General features: G+C 70.6%; 11 protein-coding genes. 5 read left to right on the forward strand and 6 right to left on the reverse strand.

All coding sequences use genetic code 11. The annotated features are described in order from the left end of the window. Nucleotides 1-561: 561 nt before the first annotated feature. Entirely contained in the window at nucleotides 562-1590 is a 1029-nt protein-coding gene (locus AC1UKG_RS19105) for a PLP-dependent cysteine synthase family protein (RefSeq protein ID WP_482642210.1), read from the forward strand. Then, nucleotides 1587-2867 (forward strand): MFS transporter, encoded by a 1281-nt coding sequence (locus AC1UKG_RS19110; RefSeq protein WP_018814830.1) that lies wholly within the window; start codon nucleotides 1587-1589, stop codon nucleotides 2865-2867. Before AC1UKG_RS19105 ends, AC1UKG_RS19110 begins: the two co-directional genes overlap by 4 nt. A 92-nt stretch (nucleotides 2868-2959) precedes the next feature. On the opposite strand, the gene AC1UKG_RS19115 is transcribed toward AC1UKG_RS19110, so the two are convergent. From AC1UKG_RS19115 to AC1UKG_RS19135, 5 genes are all read right to left on the reverse strand, one after another. Continuing rightward, a complete protein-coding gene (locus tag AC1UKG_RS19115; RefSeq protein WP_475890412.1) occupies nucleotides 2960-3766 on the reverse strand; it encodes a hypothetical protein in 807 nt (268 codons plus the stop codon). Between the two features lie 404 nt (nucleotides 3767-4170). Beyond that, a complete protein-coding gene (locus AC1UKG_RS19120; protein ID WP_482642209.1) occupies nucleotides 4171-6237 on the reverse strand; it encodes a 3-hydroxyacyl-CoA dehydrogenase NAD-binding domain-containing protein in 2067 nt (688 codons plus the stop codon). 55 nt (nucleotides 6238-6292) lie between these two features. Continuing rightward, on the reverse strand, nucleotides 6293-7489 hold the full coding sequence (locus AC1UKG_RS19125; RefSeq protein WP_018814827.1) for a thiolase family protein: 1197 nt from the start codon (nucleotides 7487-7489) through the stop codon (nucleotides 6293-6295). 104 nt (nucleotides 7490-7593) lie between these two features. Next, on the reverse strand, nucleotides 7594-8949 hold the full coding sequence (locus tag AC1UKG_RS19130) for an HRDC domain-containing protein (protein ID WP_482642208.1): 1356 nt from the start codon (nucleotides 8947-8949) through the stop codon (nucleotides 7594-7596). A gap of 188 nt (nucleotides 8950-9137) precedes the next feature. After that, nucleotides 9138-9710, reverse strand: a complete 573-nt coding sequence (locus tag AC1UKG_RS19135) for a DUF3000 domain-containing protein (RefSeq protein ID WP_018745458.1) — start codon at nucleotides 9708-9710, stop codon at nucleotides 9138-9140. 162 nt (nucleotides 9711-9872) lie between these two features. Between AC1UKG_RS19135 and hemE the strand changes: the two genes are divergently transcribed. The 3 genes from hemE to hemQ are packed head-to-tail and all read left to right on the forward strand — an operon-like array spanning nucleotide 9873 to nucleotide 13083. Further along, a complete protein-coding gene (gene hemE, locus AC1UKG_RS19140; RefSeq protein WP_018745459.1) occupies nucleotides 9873-10970 on the forward strand; it encodes a uroporphyrinogen decarboxylase in 1098 nt (365 codons plus the stop codon). A 5-nt stretch (nucleotides 10971-10975) separates the two neighbouring features. Further along, complete coding sequence (gene hemG, locus AC1UKG_RS19145; RefSeq protein WP_018814825.1) at nucleotides 10976-12385, forward strand: protoporphyrinogen oxidase; 1410 nt, start codon at nucleotides 10976-10978, stop codon at nucleotides 12383-12385. Beyond that, on the forward strand, nucleotides 12382-13083 hold the full coding sequence (hemQ, locus tag AC1UKG_RS19150) for a hydrogen peroxide-dependent heme synthase (RefSeq protein WP_018745461.1): 702 nt from the start codon (nucleotides 12382-12384) through the stop codon (nucleotides 13081-13083). The genes hemG and hemQ overlap by 4 nt, the downstream gene beginning before the upstream one ends. A 112-nt stretch (nucleotides 13084-13195) precedes the next feature. Here the strand turns inward: hemQ and AC1UKG_RS19155 are convergent, their stop codons facing one another. Beyond that, a complete protein-coding gene (locus AC1UKG_RS19155) occupies nucleotides 13196-13543 on the reverse strand; it encodes a nuclear transport factor 2 family protein (protein ID WP_018745462.1) in 348 nt (115 codons plus the stop codon). Nucleotides 13544-13687: the final 144 nt, after the last annotated feature.

Raw genomic sequence — 13687 nt, forward strand, 5'->3', positions numbered from 1 at the left:
TGTTCTGGGTCGGTAGGTCTACTATCCTCCGACAGGTGCGAAGCGGACGGTTGACCCGGCTTCCCTCCTTTTCATTACCATTCGCTGCCTTTCTCGCATCACTGTGCATATTGCTCTGTCTTGCCCATGGCTATACCGGGCATCCTCGAAGTAGTGCGAGCCAAGCGCATCTTGCTGCTCAGGCCGCCGTGCACCAGCATTCGAAGCAGCATCATCACCTCTCGACCCAATGCCGACCTGTCGCGCCCACGAAGCGCTGGAATACGTCGGGTTCGCATCTCAAGCTCGCGGCCACGCGAGCCGTCCCATTGCCAAGCGATCAGGTAGTAGCCACGCGCGTGCCGGAATACCGTGCACCTCAGCGGGCTGAGGCGGGTCGGCAGTGTCTCTTGCTGAAGTGCGTAGCGCGGAACTGACGGTCGAGGGCATCTCCATGTCATTGACCAGTCATTCACGCGAAAGGTCACACACACCATGCAAGCCGCTATCCCTGCACGCCCGCTTCCCGGTCCGGCGCAGATCCTGGGGCACCCGACCGGTGTCCATCACACACCGACAGATTTGATCGGGAACACGCCGATCGTGTGGGTCGGCCGACCACTCACCTCTGCTGCCCACGGTTTCTGGGCGAAGCTTGAGGCGTTCAGTCCCGGAGGTATCAAGGACCGCAGCGCACTACACCTTGTGGCGCAGGCGCGCAAGCGAGGTGATCTCAGCCCGGGAGCCATGATTGTCGAATCGACCAGTGGAACCTTCGGGTTGGGGCTTGCGCTGGCAGCCAACGCGTACCAGCATTCACTCACGCTGGTGACCGATCCCGGCCTTGAGCCGATTATGCAGCGGCTACTGACCGCCTCGGGAGCTGCGATCAGCGTCGTCGACCGCCCACATCTACAGGGCGGGTGGCAGCAGGCCCGGCGGGAGCGCGTGGGCGAGCTTCTGGCCGCTACCCCTGGTTCTTGGTGTCCGGACCAGTACAACAACCCGGACACGTTGCCCGCCTACGAGGGTCTTGGTCTGGAGCTCATCGCACAGCTGGGACGCATCGATGTCCTGGTGTGCAGCGTCGGTACGGGTGGCCACTCCGCCGGCACGTTCGCGCCTATACGCCGGTACTTTCCACACGCACGGCTTGTCGGGGTTGACACCATCGGTTCAACGATCTTCGGTCAGCCAGCACGTCACCGGCTGATGAGGGGGCTGGGTAGCAGCATCTATCCCCGCAACGTCCAGTACGGCTGGTTCAGTGAGGTCCACTGGGTGGCGCCTGCCGAAGCCGTGTGGGCGTGCCGGCAGCTCGCCGCGCACGGCTATGTCAGCGGCGGGTGGAGCGTTGGCGCCGTCGCCCTCGTCGCCGCCTGGCTGGCGCGGACGTTGCCGGGTGACGCCCGTGTCGTGGCCGTCTTCCCAGACGGACCACAACGCTACTGGGACACCGTTTTCAATGACGACTACTGCCAACGGCACGACCTGCTTGGCATCGAGCCGGCCGCTGAACCCGACAGCATCTGTGCCCCGACCAGCCACGAGGTCCACCGGTGGACCCGCTGCACCCAGATCGTTGACCTCGGGCAGGGTGATCGGCAATGAGGGGTGTTCTCGGGCAATTCGGCTCCTTCGGCCGACCGGTACGCCTGCTCCTGATCAATCAGTTCGGCATCAATCTCGGCTTCTACATGCTGATGCCGTACCTCGCGAACTACCTGTCGGCGCAGCTACTGCTCGCCGGCTGGATCGTGGGGCTCGTCCTGGGCGTACGCAACTTCAGCCAGCAGGGCATGTTCGCCGTCGGCGGGAGCCTCGCCGACCGGTTCGGGTACAAGCCGTTGATCGTCGCAGGCTGCACGCTGCGTACTGTCGGCTTTGCCCTTCTCGGGCTGGTTGATTCCGTGGCTGTCCTCGTCGTCGCAGCGGCAGCCACTGGTCTGGCCGGGGCGCTGTTCAACCCAGCGGTACGCGCCTACCTGGCTGAGGACGCCGGCGAACGGCGGGTGGAGGCGTTCGCCATGTTCAACGTCTTCTACCAGGCCGGCATCCTGGTCGGCCCGTTGGTCGGGCTCGTGCTGACAGCGGCTGATTTCCGCCTGACATGTCTCGTCGCGGCCACCGTGTTCGCCATCCTGACCGTCGCACAGGCTCGCGCACTACCGACGCGCGGTGGGCGAAGGGGCGAGCCAGGCGGGGTTGGGTTGCTCAGCGAGATGGTGTCTTCCTGGCGGCAGGTGCTGCACAACCGACCGTTCATGCTGTTCACCGTGGCGATGGCCGGTTCCTACGTGCTGTCGTTTCAGGTCTATCTCACGCTGCCCCTCACCATCGAAGCACACGCTCCCAGCCCGGCAGTGGAGAAGCTCGCCGTCGCGGCCATGTTCGCGGCCTCAGGTCTGCTTGCCGTCCTCGCGCAGATCCGCGTCACCGCCTGGTGCAGACGACGCTGGTCACCGCACCGCTCACTCACCTGGGGAGTCGCGCTGCTGGGTACGGCGTTCCTACCTGTAGCCGCGGCAGGTACCGGGCCACCCATGCTCGTCGTCGCATCGGCCGTTCTCGCCGGAGCGATCATCGCTGTGGCGACGATGGTGGCTTACCCGTTCGAAATGGACATGGTGGTCACGTTGGCCGGTGCGGGCCGGATCGCCACACACTACGGGGTCTACAGCACCGTCTCCGGTGTCGCTGTCGCCATCGGAAACATACTCGCTGGCGGCGCAGTCGACTGGGCGCGATCCACACAGATGCCCATCGTGCTCTGGCTAGCGCTCGCGGCACTCGGCGCGGCCTGTGGCACGGCAATTCTGTTGTTGGGCAGGCGCGGCTTGCTCGGGCCTGCGATTCCCACGAAACAAGCGACCACTGTCACCGCCTGAGTCCCGGGTGCTCGTTGGGGCCGCCGAGGTTGGTGGCATTCGTCACCGCCGAGGCGGCCCCGCCCCGCCGTCCCGGAGGGCGGGGACCGGCCTCAGGAGCGTTTTTCGATCTCCGCTCGGATCTCGGCGAAGGTGGAACGGGCCGTGCTCGCTGACTCGGAGAACATCACGATCATGCCGACGCTGCTCTTGTCCGCCCAGGCACAGACTCCGAGCGGGATGTCCGAGGCGCTCCCGTCACCACATTTCGCGACGCCGCCGAGCGGGTCGGTGGAGACCGTGGACATCTTGCGAACGTTCAGGTCCGACGCGAGCTCCTCAACGGTGGCGTCCAACTCCTGGGTCGGGTTGAGGACGAAGCCCGAGGCGGCAGCGACCATGATGATGTCCTCATCCTCGAAGCTGCCGTAGAAGGCCCCGACCGTGCTGTTCCCGCTGCTGACCTTGGCTTCCAGCTCCTGCACCAGCTCGTCGGCGAGCGCCTTCAGCTCCGAGTCGGTGCTCCTGGACCGGCCGTCGAGTGACTTTGGTGCGACGAGGCGGATCTGTGGCTCGGGGCTGGGTTCGGGGCTGGGCTCGGCTGAGGGGGTCGGTTCAGCACTGTCGGCGGCTTGCGGCGTACCGGTCGAGGGCGGGGCGGCGGCCGGGGGCGGCGCCGGGCTGCCTCCGCCGGAACGGGTGAGGTAGGCGAGGCCACCCAGTGCGAGCACGAGCAGGCCGCCCAGGCCGAGCGAGAGCAGCAGGGTGGACCGTGCCGGCCGGTGGGACGCCGGGGCCGCGGAGTCGGACGGGGCGGTGGGGCCACCGGTCTCCGTTGGCTGCCGGTCGTGGTCAGCCAGATCGGGTTCGGCCGGAGGGGTCGGCGGGATAGCGCTGTGCACCTGGGTCGGTTCATCCATCGTGGCCGACCAGTGGGGAGGGACGGGTGTGGCGGGAGGGGTCGGTGTGGAGACCGGGGCCGACCAGGAGAGCGGGGCTGGGGTGGGGTCGAGCGGGGCTGGGGTGGGGTCGAGTGGGGGCGGGGGCCGCCAGCCGTCCGGTCGCGGTTCGGGGGGCTCCGGACGGGCGTGCCGGGCTGCCCGCGGCCGCGAGGTCGGCGGCGGATAGCTGGGCTGGGCACCGTGCTCCGGCGGGCCGGACCAGGGATCGACCGGTGAGGACATGACAACGCCTCCAGGCGAGGGTGCTGGCGGCTGATGCTAGCCGGTCGGGGACCCGGTCCACGGGACCGACCCCCGCCGGCCAGAGACGAATCGCGGTGGCCACCCGAGGGCGGCCACCGCGATCATGGGGAAGAGGCAGGTCAGGCCGGGAGGCTGGCGACACCGGCCGGCAGGAACCGCTTGCCGGTGACCCGTTCGGTGGTGCCGGAGCGGTCCAGGTACGGCGTGACGCCGCCGAGGTGGAACGGCCAGCCGGCGCCCAGGATCAGGCACAGGTCGATGTCCTGCGCCTCGGCGACCACGCCCTCGTCGAGCATCAGCTGGATCTCCTGCGCCAGCGCGTCGAGTGCGTTCTGCCGGACCTGCTCGGCGGTGAGCGGCTGGTCGCCGACCACCAGCAGGTTCGCCACCTCGGCGTTGATCTCGTCGTCCACGACGATCGGCTTGCCGGCCTCGGCGATCCGCTTGAGGTTCTCGCTGACCCCGAAGCGGTCCGGGAAGGCCGCGTGCAGGATGCCACCGACGTGGTGCGCCACCGCCGGCCCGACCAGCTGGAGCAGCGCCAGTGGACGCATCGGTAGGCCCAGCGGATCGAGCGCGTTGTTCGCCACCTCCAGCGGGGTGCCGGCGTCCACCGCGGCGAACACCGTGCCCAGGAAGCGGGTCAACAGCCGGTTGACCACGAACGCGGGAGCGTCCTTCACCAGCACGCTCGACTTCTTCAGCTGCCTGCCGACCGCGAAGACGGTGGCCAGGGTGGCGTCGTCGGTCCGTTCGCCGCGGACGATCTCCAGCAGCGGGAGCACGGCGACCGGGTTGAAGAAGTGGAAGCCGACCACCCGCTCCGGGTGCTCGAGGTCCGCGGCCATCGCCGTCACCGACAGCGACGACGTGTTGGTGGCCAGCACCGCCTCGGGCTTGACGATCTTCTCCAGCTCGGCCCAGACCTGCTTCTTGACGTTGAGGTCCTCGAAGACGGCCTCGATGACGAAGTCCGCGTCGGCGAAGACGGACTTGTCGACCGACCCGCTCACCAGGCCGTACAGCTTGGCGGCGGTGCCCTTGTCCATCCGGCCCTTGCTGACCGACTTCTCGATCTGTTCGTGCACGTAGGCCACGCCCTTGTCGACCCGGGCCTGGTCCAGGTCGGTCAGGACGACCGGCACCTGGAGACGGCGGGCGAACAGGAGCGCGAGCTGGCTGGCCATCAGACCGGCGCCGACGATGCCGACCTTGGTCACCGGCCGGGCCAGGTCCCGGTCGGGCGCCCCGGCCGGACGCTTGGCCCGCCGCTGCACCAGGTCGAACGCGTAGAGGCCGCTGCGCAGCTCCGGCGAGAAGACCAGGTCGGCCAGGGCCTCGTCCTCGGCGGCGGTGCCGGTGGCGAAGTCCGCCTCCTTGGCCAGGCCAAGTAGTTCGAGGGCCCGGTTGGCGGAGGGGACGGCGCCGTGCAGGCGGGCATCCAGGGTCTGCTTGGCGAAGAAGAGGACGCCGTCCCACATCTCCCGGTCGACCTCGGGCCGGGTCACGGTGTGCTCGCCGCGGATCACACCGGCGGCCCACTCCAGGGACCGTTCGAGGAAGTCCGCCGGCTCCAGCAGGACATCCGCGAGGCCCATCTCCGCCGCCTGCTTCGGCTTGAGCATCTTGTTCTGCATCAGCGGGTTCTGGATGATCACCTGGGTTGCCGCCGGGATGCCGACCAGGTTCGGCAGCAGCTGGGTGCCGCCCCAGCCCGGGACGATACCGAGCGAGACCTCGGGTAGGGCGAGGGCCGCCGCGCCGGCCGACAGCGTCCGGTAGTGACAGTGCAGGGCCAGCTCCAGGCCGCCGCCCATGGCCGCGCCGTTGACGAAGGCGAAGGTCGGCACGTCGCTGTCTTTGAGCCGGGCGAAGACCCGGTGGCCGAGCTGCCCGATCTCCAGCGCCTGCGCGCGGTCGGTGAGCAGCGGCAGACCGGTGAGGTCCGCTCCGACGCAGAAGATGTAGGGCTTACCGGTCACCGCGACGAACGCCGGCTTCGCCGCCTGGGCTGCCGTGATTGCCTCGTCCAGGCTGGTCAGACCACCGGGCCCGAGGGTGTTCGGCTTCTTGTGGTCGAAGCCGTTGTCCAGCGTGATCAGGGCGGCGGGGCGGTCCAGGCCCGGTACGTCCACCAGGCGCAGCAAGGCCTTGGTGACGACCTCGTTCGGTGCCGCGATGCTCACTGTGCCTCCTCCGTTCGGGACTGCGGGACGCACTGGCTCGACCCGTTGCTCGCGCTCACTTGGCTCCACCCTCCCAGTGCGGGTTCTCCCAGATCACGGTGCCGCCCATGCCGATGCCGATGCACATGGCGGTGAGGCCGTAGCGGACCTCCGGGTGCTCGGCGAAGTGCCGGGCGAGCTGGGTCATCAGCCGGACGCCGGAGGAGGCGAGCGGGTGGCCGATGGCGATCGCGCCGCCCCACGGGTTGACCCGCGGGTCGTCGTCGGCGATGCCGAAGTGGTCGAGGAAGGCGAGCACCTGGACCGCGAAGGCCTCGTTCAGCTCGAACAGACCGATGTCGTCGATGCTCAGGCCGGCGATGCGCAGCGCCTTCTCGGTCGACGGGATCGGGCCGATCCCCATCACCTCGGGCTCGACGCCGACGAAGCCGTAGGAGACCAGCCGCATCGCGACCGGCAGACCCAGCTCCCGTGCGGTCTCCTCGGCGACGAGCAGGCTCGCCGTGGCGCCGTCGTTCAGCCCGGCCGCGTTACCGGCGGTGACCTTGCCGTGTGGGCGGAACGGCGTCTTGAGGGTGGCGAGCTTCTCCATCGAGGTGTCGCGCGGCGCCTCGTCCACGGTGGCCAGACCCCAGCCGGTCTCCGGGTCCCGGACCGCCACCGGCACCAGGTCGTCCTGGAGCTTGCCGTTGGCGTACGCCTTGGCGGTCTTCTGCTGGGAGGCGAGCGCGAACGCGTCGGTGCGCTCCTTGGTGATGTGTGGTACCCGGTCGTGCAGGTTCTCCGCGGTGGCTCCCATGACCAGGGCGGACTGGTCAACCAGTCGCTCCGCGACGATCCGCGGGTTGGGGTCGACTCCCTCGCCCATCGGGTGGCGGCCCATGTGCTCGACGCCACCGGCGATGGCGACGTCGTACGCGCCCATGGCGATGCCGCCGGCGACCGTGGTCACCGCGGTCATCGCGCCCGCGCACATCCGGTCGATGGCGAAGCCGGGCACGGTCTTGGGGAGGCCGGCCAGGAGCGCGGCGGTCCGGCCGATGGTCAGGCCCTGGTCGCCGATCTGGGTGGTGGCGGCGACGGCGACCTCCTCGACCCGCTCCGGTGGCAGCTGCGGGTTGCGGCGCAGCAGCTCGCGGATGCAGCGGATCACCAGGTCGTCGGCGCGGGTGTTGGCGTACATGCCCCCCGCTTTGCCGAACGGGGTGCGGACGCCGTCAACGAAGACGACATCCCGAACTTCACGGGGCACTTGAGCCTCCTAGCCGGTTAGCCGGACTGGCGTTTTCTCGGATGCTACTTGCCAGTAACCAACTGGAGTACCACCCCCTGTGTGGCCCAGCCCACATCCGTGGCTCAGGTTCCGGCCGACGGTGGGCCGACCAGGGCCCGGGTCAGGTCTGACCGCAGCAGCGTGATCTGCCACTCGCGCGCACCCAGGCCCCGCAGGGTCTCCGCCACGGTGGCCTCGGTGATCTCCTCGGGCGGGACCCAGGCAAGGCGGCGAATCGAGTCCGGGGCGATCAGGTTCTCCGGTGGCAGGGTGTGCGCGCCGGCGGTCCCGACGACCACCTCCCGGCACCGGGTCAGCCGGGCCGCCGCGATCGGGTCCCGCTCGGCCCACCGGTGCGGCGGCGGCGGACCCTCGACCGTCGGCGCGACCGGCAGCGCCTCCGCTGGCAACTCCCGGGCATCGTCCAACGCCGCCAACCAGGTACGGGCCAGTCGGCGTACCGAGCGACCGCCGAAGCCCGGCAGGGTCAGTAGCGTCTTCTCGTCCCGCGGATCCAGCTCGGCGGCGGCGACGATCGCCGAGTCCGGCAACACCCGTCCCGGCGCCAGATCGCGGCGCGCCGCGATCTGGTCCCGGGCGTACCACAGGGACCGCACCCGGGCCTGCGCCCGCGCCCCGCGGACCCGATGGATGCCCGAGGTGCGGCGCCAGGGGTCGGCGCGGACCCGGGGCGGGCGCGCGCCATTGCGGACCAGCGCGGCGAATTCCTCGGCCGCCCACTCGGCCTTGCCCTGCCGGGTCAACTCGGCGTCGAGCGCGTCCCGGAGCTCGACCAGCAGCTCCACGTCCAGGGCGGCGTAGGTCAGCCAGGACTCCGGTAGCGGCCGGCTCGACCAGTCCGCCGCCGAGTGGTGCTTCTCCAGGCTGAAGCCGAGCAGGTTCTCGGTCAGCGCGGCGAGCCCGACCCGTTCGAAGCCGGCGAGTCGGGCGGCCAGTTCGGTGTCGAAGAGCCGCCGTGGCCGCAGACCCAACTCGGCCAGGCAGGGCAGATCCTGACTGGCCGCGTGGAGCACCCACTCGGCCTCGCCGATGGCCTCGTCCAGACTGGTCAGCTCCGGCAGTGGCAGCGGGTCGATCAGGGCGGTGCCGGCGCCGGCGCGGCGCAGCTGCACCAGGTACGCCCGCTGGCTGTACCGGTAGCCAGAGGCGCGTTCGGCGTCCAACGCCACCGGGCCGGTGCCCTGGGCGAAGCGGGCCACGACCTCGGCCAACTCCGCCGGGGTGGTCACCGGCTGGGGGGTGCCCTCGCCGGGCGCGGTCAGCGGCGTGGGGCCGTCCTCGGCGTCGCGCCGGGTGGTAGCTGGGCCACCAGCGGTCGGGTCAACGTCCGTGCCCCCAGACCGGATTAACGGCGGGTGCGGTGTGTCTCCCGTACGGTTTGCGGCGGCCCGACGGGGTAGGGGTGGTTCGTCGGTCACCCGACAACCCTATTGCGCTACCCGATCGGGCGGGTACAGCCGGTCCAGTGCGTGTCGGGAGTCGGCCGGGTTCGGTTGAGCACACCGTACAGGCGAAGCGTGCTGCCATGGATACGGTCCGTATGCCACGGCATTTCGTAGCAGTCGAACGGGGAGGCGGGGAGGCCGTGCCGGCGGGGCGGCGGCGTTCAGGGCGTGCCGGCGGGGCGGCGCTCGGGGAGTGCCGTCACCCCGGGCGGCGGGAGGCCGGCGGTCGAGGCGAGCAGGGTGCACCAGGCGTGCAGATGTGGCACGAGTTGGTCGTCCACCGGCGTCCAGGAGGCCCGGATCTCGACATCGCCGGCGGCGGGCGGCCCGGCCAGGTCACCGAATCGGGTCGACATGGTCTGCGTGACCGTCCCCCCGATCGCCCGGTGTCGGGCCTGCCGCACCTGGAGGGCGTCGGTCAGCCAGGTCCAGCCGACCTCCGGTAGCAGCGGATCGGCGGCCAGGTCCACTTCGAGCTCGGCGGTGACGTACGTGACCAGTCGTAGCGTGCCCTGCCACGCCTCGTGCCCGGCGGGGTCATGGAGGAGGATCAGGCGTCCGTTCGCCACCTCGTCGTCGTCCCGGAGGACGGTCGCGGCGAGCGCGAAGGCGAAGGGGGCCAGCCGTTGGGGGGCGCCAACCTCCTCCAGCCGGATCTCCGCCCGGGTGGTGGCCGATCGTAGCCCGTCAACCGCGCGGGCGAACGGCTCCGGGAGCGCGGTCGGAGGGGTCATCACTGAAGCGTAAGCGCCGCTGCCTCGGTCGATTCGGCGGCACGCCGGGGAACCGGAGCGGCGGCGACCACGTCCGGCCCAGAATGTCGCTTCCTGGGCGCGGATCACACGAAGTGACGGCGACGGCGGGGTGGGGCGGGCGGCGTGGCACGATGGGCGGCGATGAGCACCGACACCACGGGCGCAGCCGCCCGAGACGAGGGGCCTCGCCCCGGCGATCCGGCCGACTCCCCCTTCGTTCGGGCGTGCCGGCGTAAGCCCGGCCCGCACACTCCGGTCTGGTTCATGCGGCAGGCGGGCCGCTCACTCCCGGAGTACCGGAAGATCCGAGCGAACGTGGCGATGCTGGAGTCCTGTCGCCGGCCGGAACTGATCACCGAGATCACCCTCCAGCCGGTGCGCCGGCACGGGGTCGACGCGGCGATCCTCTTCAGTGACATTGTGGTGCCGGTCGCCGCCGCCGGGGTGGCGCTCGACATCGTCCCGGGCACCGGACCGGTGGTAACCGATCCCGTCACCACCGCGGCGGACGTGGAGCGGATCCGGCTGATCAACCGCGACGATGTCCACTACGTGGACGAGGCGGTCCGGATGCTCGTCGGGGAGCTGGGCGCGACCCCGCTGATCGGCTTCGCCGGCGCCCCATTCACCCTCGCCAGCTACCTCGTCGAGGGGGGCCCGTCGCGCAACCACACGAAGACCAAGGCCCTGATGTATGGCGATCCGGACCTGTGGCACGCCCTGGCCAGCCGGCTCGCCGAGGTGACGCTGGCGTTCCTGAAGGTGCAGATCGACGCCGGCGTCTCCGCCGTGCAGCTCTTCGACTCCTGGGCCGGTGCCCTCTCCGAGGCCGACTACCGCCGGTACGTGCTGCCGCACTCGCAGGCGGTCCTCGCCGGCCTCGCCGACGCCGGCGTTCCCCGGATCCACTTCGGGGTGGGCACCGGCGAGCTACTCACCGCGATGGGCGAGGCCGGCGCCGACGTGATCGGCGTTGACTGGCGTACGCCGTTGGATGTCGCCAGCCGCCGGGTCGGCCCGCAGCGGGCGGTGCAGGGCAACCTGGATCCGTGCCTGCTGTTCGGCCCGTGGCCGGTGCTCGAGGCCGAGGTCCGGCGGGTACTGGCGCAGGGGCGTGCCGCGCCCGGGCACATCTTCAATCTTGGTCACGGCGTGCTGCCGGAGACCGATCCGGACGTCTTGACCCGGTTGGTGGCCCTGGTCCATGAGTTGACCACGCACGTAGCCGGAAGGAGCTGAGGGGCATGGCGACGCCGTGGCGGATCGCGGTCATCGGCGGTGGCATCGCCGGCCTCGCCGCCGCCGTCCAGTTGAGGGATCACACTCCCGCTGACACCGAGGTGACGGTCTACGAGCGCGGCGACTCCCTCGGTGGCAAGCTGCGCACCGGCGAACTGGCCGGCGCCTCGGTGGAGTTCGGCGCGGAAGCGTTCCTGATGCGCGACCCCGGCGGTGGGGAGTCGGCCGCGGTAACCCTGATTCGTCGGGTGGGGCTGGCCGACGACATCGTCCACCCCACCGTCGGGCAGGCGGCGCTCCTGGTCGGCGGTGAGCTGCAGCCGTTGCCCCGAGGCACGCTGATCGGCGTCCCCGGGGACCTGGCGGCGGTGGCGGCGGTCGCCCGCCCGACGGGGGAGGCCGACGTGGACACTGGGCGGCCGTTGCTTCCCCCCGGTGCGGACGTCACGGTCGGCGAGCTGGTTCGGGCCCGACTTGGCGATGAGGTCGTTGACCGGTTGGTCGAGCCGATGCTCGGCGGCGTCTACGCCGGCCGCGCCGACGACCTCTCCCTGGCCGCCACCATGCCCGCGCTGACCCGGGCCGCCCGAGTCGAACACACCCTGGTCGGCGCGGTCCGCGCGGCGCAGGCGGCGGCGCCGCGGGCACCCGGGAGCCCGTTCTTCGGCACCCTGGCCGGTGGCCTCAGCACCCTGGTTGAGGCTGCCGCGTCGACCAGCGGCGCCACGATCCGGCGGAACGCGACGGTCCGGGCGCTGACCCCGGCCGGCGCCGGCTGGCAGCTGACCGTCGGCCCGAACGGCGACGCGGAGCAGGTCCACGTCGACGCCGTGGTGCTGGCGGTGCCGGCCCGGCCGGCGGGGCGACTGCTCGCCGAGGCCGCCCCGGCCGCGGCCGAGAACGTCGGCGACCTGGCCTACGCCAGCGTCGCCCTGGTCACCCTCGCGGTGCCGGCGACGGAACTACCCGAGCTCTCCGGCCTCCTGGTTCCGACCGGCGAGGGGCTGCTGATGAAGGCGTCCACTTTCTTCACCACCAAGTGGGGGCACCTGCGTCGGCCCGACGGGTTGACCCTGATCCGCGCCTCGATCGGCCGGTACGGGGACGAGGCGCAGCTGCAGCGCCCCGACGGGGAACTCGTCGAGACCGTGCACCGGGAACTGTCGGCGGTACTCGGCGCCGAGCTTCCCGCGCCGGTCGCCACACACGTGCAGCGCTGGGGTGGGTCACTGCCGCAGTACGCGCCGGGCCACCTGGACCGGGTGGCGTCGGCACGGGCGACGCTGCGGGCGCAGCGGCCAACCCTCGCGCTGGCGGGGGCCGGCTACGACGGCGTCGGGATTCCGGTCTGTATCCGTTCCGGCGCGGCGGCGGCCGACGAGATCATCACTGCACTGAAGGGTTCCGGGATATGACCGAGCAGACCAATGCGGCCCGGCTGAACGAGCTGAACGCGACGATCCGGTACACGATGTGGTCGGTGTATCGGGCGAACCACGCCCTGCCGTCACTACGCGAGAACGTCACCGCCGAGGTGACCGCCTTCTTCGACGAACTGGCCGGCGAGGACGTGACCATTCGGGGCACGTACGACGTGGCGGGGCTGCGCGCCGACGCCGACCTGATGATCTGGTGGCACTCCTCGTCGAGTGACGCGCTCCAGGACGCGTACCTGCGGTTCCGGCGTACCACGCTGGGGCGTTCGCTGACCCCGGTCTGGTCCCAGCTCGGGCTGCACCGGCCGGCGGAGTTCAACAAGAGCCACGTCCCGGCGTTCCTCGCTGGTGAGCAGGCCCGGGACTATCTCTGCGTGTATCCCTTCGTCCGCTCGTACGAGTGGTATCTGTTGCCGGACGCGGAGCGGCGGGAGCTGCTGGCCGAGCACGGCGGGATGGCCCGCGGCTACCCCGACGTGCGGGCCAACACGGTCTCCTCGTTCGCCCTCGGAGACTACGAGTGGTTGCTCGCCTTCGAAGCCGACGAGCTGCACCGCATCGTTGACCTGATGCGGGACCTGCGGGCCTCCCGCGCCCGCCGGCACGTCCGGGAGGAGATCCCGTTCTACACCGGCCGTCGCCGCGCGATCGCCGACATCATCGCCAGCCTGCCCTGATCGCGGTGCCTTCCCCACCCGGCGGTACGGCAGCGGCCCGGCCGGATCAGCTGTGCTGCAGCCGAGCGGCCTCGGCTGACCGCCCGCCGGTGGGGTGGGACGTCCGGGGGCGTCAACCCGAGGTGGGCGTGGTGAACTCCGGCTGGTCGAGCACGCGCAGCCAGGACCCGTCGGGTTGGCGGCGAACGACCTGCGCCCGTGCACCCGCGCCGTCGCTCGGCGGCGTCGAGGTGAGGGCGAGATCGCCGCAGACCAGCGTGGGCAGCGGCGCTTCCGGGGTGAAGTGTGGCCGGTTGGCGAGCACCTTCTCCCACAGGGCCTGGATCGCCGCGCGCCCGACAGTCTGGTCGCCGGGCGGGTAGGCCATGACCGCGTCCGGTTCGTAGAGCGCGGCGACGCCCGCGGCGTCGCCGGCGTTGGAGCGTTCGACGAACAGCCGGGTGAGGTCCTCGGGTTGCATGGCTTTCGTGCGGTCCGACACGGTGTTCCTCTCGATGTTTCCTGCGGAACCAAGCGTTCCATTCGATGTTTCTGCGGAGCGAGGCGTCTCGTTCGGCGCTTGCCCGCGAACCAAGCGTGCCTTCGGCGGCATCAGAAGTCCAAC

It is taken from the genome of Salinispora sp. CH2A1_6, assembly GCF_056820975.1.

What these genes read in the sequence shown, in the direction of transcription:
- AC1UKG_RS19110 (WP_018814830.1), top strand. Translation starts at nt 1,587, where the DNA reads ATGAGGGGTGTTCTCGGGCAATTCGGCTCCTTCGGCCGACCGGTACGC.
- AC1UKG_RS19115 (WP_475890412.1), bottom strand. Translation starts at nt 3,766, where the DNA reads ATGGATGAACCGACCCAGGTGCACAGCGCTATCCCGCCGACCCCTCCG.
- AC1UKG_RS19135 (WP_018745458.1), bottom strand. Translation starts at nt 9,710, where the DNA reads ATGACCCCTCCGACCGCGCTCCCGGAGCCGTTCGCCCGCGCGGTTGAC.
- hemE (WP_018745459.1), top strand. Translation starts at nt 9,873, where the DNA reads ATGAGCACCGACACCACGGGCGCAGCCGCCCGAGACGAGGGGCCTCGC.
- hemG (WP_018814825.1), top strand. Translation starts at nt 10,976, where the DNA reads ATGGCGACGCCGTGGCGGATCGCGGTCATCGGCGGTGGCATCGCCGGC.
- hemQ (WP_018745461.1), top strand. Translation starts at nt 12,382, where the DNA reads ATGACCGAGCAGACCAATGCGGCCCGGCTGAACGAGCTGAACGCGACG.
- AC1UKG_RS19155 (WP_018745462.1), bottom strand. Translation starts at nt 13,543, where the DNA reads ATGCAACCCGAGGACCTCACCCGGCTGTTCGTCGAACGCTCCAACGCC.